The sequence below is a fragment of the Sulfuricurvum sp. genome, from assembly GCF_019163035.1.
Taxonomy (GTDB): Bacteria; Campylobacterota; Campylobacteria; order Campylobacterales; family Sulfurimonadaceae; genus Sulfuricurvum.
Genome location: NZ_JAFLKV010000060.1, coordinates 1 through 4,766, shown reverse-complemented (window position 1 = coordinate 4,766; position 4,766 = coordinate 1). Strand labels below are relative to the sequence as shown.

Annotated in this window: 5 protein-coding genes; 2 read left to right on the top strand and 3 right to left on the bottom strand. The window is 43.1% G+C overall.

All coding sequences use genetic code 11. From position 1 onward, the window contains the following. Both JZU62_RS05125 and JZU62_RS05120 read left to right on the top strand, forming a co-directional pair. The coding region (locus JZU62_RS05125) for a nitroreductase family protein (protein WP_295012560.1) at positions 1 to 711 on the top strand (711 nt) is incomplete at its 5' end. Beyond that, positions 704 to 1,021: a hypothetical protein gene (locus JZU62_RS05120; protein ID WP_295012558.1), complete on the top strand. Its 318-nt coding sequence runs from the start codon at positions 704 to 706 to the stop codon at positions 1,019 to 1,021. The genes JZU62_RS05125 and JZU62_RS05120, both read left to right, overlap by 8 nt. A gap of 7 nt (positions 1,022 to 1,028) precedes the next feature. Here JZU62_RS05120 and JZU62_RS05115 read toward each other — a convergent pair whose 3' ends face one another. The 3 genes from JZU62_RS05115 to amrB all read right to left on the bottom strand — a co-directional run. Further along, positions 1,029 to 2,060, bottom strand: coding sequence for a hypothetical protein (locus JZU62_RS05115; RefSeq protein ID WP_295012556.1), 1,032 nt, complete (start codon positions 2,058 to 2,060; stop codon positions 1,029 to 1,031). Between the two features lie 34 nt (positions 2,061 to 2,094). Continuing rightward, positions 2,095 to 4,005: a hypothetical protein gene (locus JZU62_RS05110; protein ID WP_295012554.1), complete on the bottom strand. Its 1,911-nt coding sequence runs from the start codon at positions 4,003 to 4,005 to the stop codon at positions 2,095 to 2,097. Between the two features lie 88 nt (positions 4,006 to 4,093). Continuing rightward, a partial coding sequence (gene amrB / locus JZU62_RS05105) for an AmmeMemoRadiSam system protein B (protein WP_295012552.1) occupies positions 4,094 to 4,766 on the bottom strand: 673 nt, incomplete at its 5' end.

Here is a 4,766-nt window from a genome sequence, read left to right as displayed (position 1 = left end):
AAATCGGTACACCATTTTAACTATACCCTTACAAAAATGTCTCCGCAAGGCAATTTGAATAGTGTTATGGGATTTGGAGTGGATGAGGTCATTGCGGCAGTCTACGGCGTAGGAGAGATCACTGAACGTCAGGTAAAAGCGCTCAGTAAACCGCTTATGCAGGTTTCTCCGTGCGATTATGTTGAAGGCAACAATCCTCTTAATCGAATAATCCGAAATGAACCGTTCTATACAAAACTCCCTATATCGGATCGGTATGAGCACTTTGTGCAGATGAATACCAATAGACGAAGCGCTAGGGCGTTTGAGCCTTCTACTATGAACGACGCGACGATACACGCTCTGCTCGCTATTCCCACTAGCGCTACGCTAGACATTATCGCAGTGGTGTTACACGCACAGAGTGTGCAGATGGGTATCTATCGAAAAGATGTTTGTATACAAAGCGGAAACTTCCTCGTCGAATGTATTCATCTGCTTCTTAATCAGCGTTTCATCGCGAGGGCAAATATGGTGATACTTATCACAGCCGAGGAGTTTAGTGCTACCACCCATGTGGATGCAGGAATCTATGCTCAAGAGCTTTATATGGCATGTGAAGCTCATGCTGTCGGATGCAGCGGGATTGGAGCATTTTATGATGAAGAGGCGGCACGATGGTCTACGTATCCATTGTTGTACGCGGTAGCGATAGGGGGAAAATATGAGTGAAATAGACAAAGCCAACGAGATACTCGCAATTTATCGTTTTTACAACATGGACGGCAAACTCTATCACTACGATGAAGATAGCAGACTCGATGAACTGTTCGATGCGGTCGTAATGGCGATCAATGATTGCGGTATCCTCAAACCCCTCTTACCGCACGAAGAGTTTGTGGTTCCGTGTCGGGGGATACTCAACCAAGAGCGTGCATGGTTACAGCGTTTTGAGCATCAGGATACCCGTGCTTTTTTCCTGAGCGATATTTATGACTTTTTGAAGCTTTTTACGGGACGGACGAAGCTGCGGGTGAATTAAAACCCGTCTAAATTATAAATGCCCCGTCTCTATAGATCACTTCATCCCCAAGCGAAAAGGTATGGGTATCGGCAAAAACATCGACATGGTAAAGACCATCACGGCGTTTAAATCCCGGTTTCCCGTAGGTGCCGTGTTTCGCCCCCAGTGATATATGAACCCCGCACATTCTCTCATAGGTTCCGGTGTCGGCTACCGTACGTGTTTTGCTAAAGGCTCGATTGAGTCCGAACCCAAGTTCCCGTATCCAAACGACTCCTCCTTCGTCTCGTCGTATATTAGATAATATTAGATCAAAGGCGGGTGTTGAGTGTTCACACGCGACGACTTGACCCTCTTCGATGATAAGGGTGATGGGAGTTTCAGGGGTGTTTATTTTATACGTGACATCCCCGAAACAATAGATATTGACCCGTCCGTGAACAGCTTTGAGGTCTTGTGCTTCGGTAAATACTTCTCCTAGCGGAAACTGACCACCCCAGTTAGGTAATCCTGTGTAATCTCCGATATTGACTTTGGCAGACTCGAAAGGAGAACCGTACACTAACAGCTCTCCGCCGCTATCGAGTGTTCCCATAGGTGCTTGATCTATTTTAGACTGGAGGGTGCGACCGAGGTGGCGGTAATAGTCCTTGTCATATTCCAGTGAATCGATAAAATACGATGCTTCATCATCCGACATACGGCTAAGATGCGGATGCTCGATAACTTTGAGTTTAAGTTTAAACAGCTCGACACGTAAGCGAAACGCATCGAGGCGAAAATTGGTCGATTGGATCAATACTACCAAATCCGAAGGGTTCAGAGCCTCTAATTGTGCTCGAACGTCTTGCGGTTCATGGCTGTCAAAATCGATCAGTCGTGCATGGGGGAGGGCGCGTTTGTACCCCTCCATCAAAAGTGTAGCGATTAGACACCGTGTGTCATAGACTACAACGGCATTTTCAGCATCAGTGTGATGAAATGCTTCACGTAAAAGCGTGCTAAGGTACTTATGGGTTCTCTCTATCAACTCTTCTATATTATTGGTAATGTGCATATTGCCTCGCTTTATTCTAATACGCGAATTTTACTCAATACTCGATAAAAGTGAGGGATAGGATGTCGTTTTTGTAGTTATCTTGGCATTTATACTCTCGGTAGCCTTGTGAGAGGGCGATACCGACCAGATATTTTTTGCCATCTTGAACGATAAAGCGATGTTCCGGATGTTGAGAATTAAATCGGAGGATACTATCATCTAACTCCAGACGCTCCATGAGATTGTGCGTCGGGTGGGTAGTGGAAAGAATGGTTCCTTTTCGGTCGATAAAAGATGAAAATCCCGCTTTTGATGAGGGGAAACTATCTTTTAGCATCGCGTGAAATTGGGGATATGCATCGAAAACGATTCCGATTCCTCCGATTGTTTTTCCGTTGGATTGGATCGTGGCATTGTAGATATAGGTCGCTTTATCATCGTAAAATGGGGTGTTTTCAAATGGACTGACAAAATAGTATTGGGTATTGCTATTGGAGAGGGTTTTTGTGATGTATTCACCCGAAACTTTTTTCCCGATGATGATCGGATCATTGGAAGAGGCGATGATCGTCGAACTTTTGTCATAAATAAATAGATTGGTATAGACGGTGTAGAGGGAGTTGATATACTCTAATACCTCGGTAAGACGTTTGGTATCAGGAAGTTCACGGGAAAGTTCCTCTTCGAATATAGGGGTAAGTGCCCACCAGCGACAGTCATTGGCTCTCTCGTAGAGATTACGATCCATAATGTCGATTGCGAGGTTGGCGGAGGCTTTTACGTCGAAAATTAGCCCCTCCATAATAGTATTTTCCAAATTATCTACCGTGTCTTTGATCGTTGATAGGATGGATGAACTGATGTTACGAAGGTTATCGAGTACAGGAGTCAATACGTAGACCCGTTCTTTCGAAGCGATCAGCTCTCCGTTGATAATGACATCACTCAAATCTTCGATTACATCATCGGCTTTACGGATGATCGCTTTGATATTTTCATCTAGCGAACATTTTTCATTAATTGTACTTTGAGTTGGAGCCTTTTGAGTCTTTTTTTTGACATTGATAAAAGCTACACTCTTCCACGGTGCACCGTAATACCCCTCATACCCTTTTGTTTTGGCTGAGATGAAAAGATTACCGTTGCTGTAGGTGATTCCGGAGACCGTATGAATATTTTTAAACTCATTTTGCATTTTATACGCTTCATTCGATGATGCAGTGATAATCTCTTTGCCGGTTGTGAAAAATATATGCTCTCCCGGATTTAAAAGAGCGTTGAAGATACGCTCCATCTCATCCTCAAAGCGAAAACACAAGATGAGTACCCCCAGAGGTTGATTATTGTCGGTAATTTTTTGGGCGAACATAAGGGTTCTAGTCTGAGACGGAAATAGATCGGAATGGCTATATTGCTCAATATATCCCTCAGTTTGAAGTGCCTTTTGGATAATCATATCGGATGCAGAGGAGGGGATAACGTTATTGTCATTAATATTGAGCTGTACATTCCCCTTTGTATCAGTAATAATGATCTCATTGTAAACACTGTATTTCATGGTGTATTCGATCAGTCGCTTGCGGAGCGCTTCGGATGAGTATTCGCCCTTTAAAAAATCGATAATAGCGGTATCCGTTGCTAAAAAACCGACATCTGCTGTTCGCTCAAATAGGTTTCGGATCAGAATATCGATACTGATCTGTCCTTTGGTTAGGAGTTCTTCGGAATACTTTTTGATATTTTCCCGAATCAGTAACGGTATGAGCTCTTCTTTGAGGTCACTGAATGTTTCGATGGTCTTTTCGGTAAACGAGAAGAGATTAGCCGCTTTTTCGAGGGCGCAAATTTTACCGGTAAGGATGATTTTTTTCAAAAATCGGTTTTGATCGTCAAAGAGTTTTACACTTTGCATGATAAAAGGAAACAGGGTAATATAGGGTGTGCTATCTAAATCTTCTTGCATTCATTTTCCTAATTTTATTAGAAAAAAATATGCATAAATGATTCTTGATTTTTATAAAAAGTTATCTAAACTTATTTAAAATTCAGTATTAGTCGTGAATAGAAAAGAGTGCACTCACATACCCGACAACACGAGAGGTATCTCCGCTTGCATCGGCACTGGTTCGATAGTCAAGTATTGTGCTTTCTAAATGGTTGGATTTCGCTACCCTTAGCATTGCTTCAACACCGATCATTCCGCACGCTTCACATCCTTGATGTAACTCAGATAGATTGTTGTTTTGAATTGCATCCAAGCAGATAGCATCATGCTTTTTGGCTTCATTCTGGGTGTAGTAGTGGCTCAGATCGGTACTGATAACGAGAACAGTATCGCGTCGGTTTAAACAATATGAGATGATTGCCTCAATCGTGTTTGCATGTGTATGCGAATAAACGAGTTCTACAACGCTGACATCGGGACAATAATGTTTGATAAACGGCATCTGAACTTCGGTGCTGTGCTCATGATGGGCGTCAGGAAAATAGGGGATGGTAAATTGTTCTAGTAATTCTTTTACGAGAACGGTATCTATGGCTAACTCCCCCAGCGGTGTTTGATAGCGTTCCAAATCGGCGATGCTCACCCCCTCAAATCCGACGCGATGAGACGGTCCGATGACGACAACGGTTTTAAAATTTTGAGCACTTAGAATGTGATAGGCAATATTTGCCGTAAATCCCGAATAGACCCATCCCGCATGAGGAACGATGAACGCATTG

Coding starts and splice junctions, on each gene's coding strand:
- JZU62_RS05110 (WP_295012554.1), bottom strand. CDS start 4,005: ATGCAAGAAGATTTAGATAGCACACCCTATATTACCCTGTTTCCTTTT.
- JZU62_RS05120 (WP_295012558.1), top strand. CDS start 704: ATGAGTGAAATAGACAAAGCCAACGAGATACTCGCAATTTATCGTTTT.
- JZU62_RS05115 (WP_295012556.1), bottom strand. CDS start 2,060: ATGCACATTACCAATAATATAGAAGAGTTGATAGAGAGAACCCATAAG.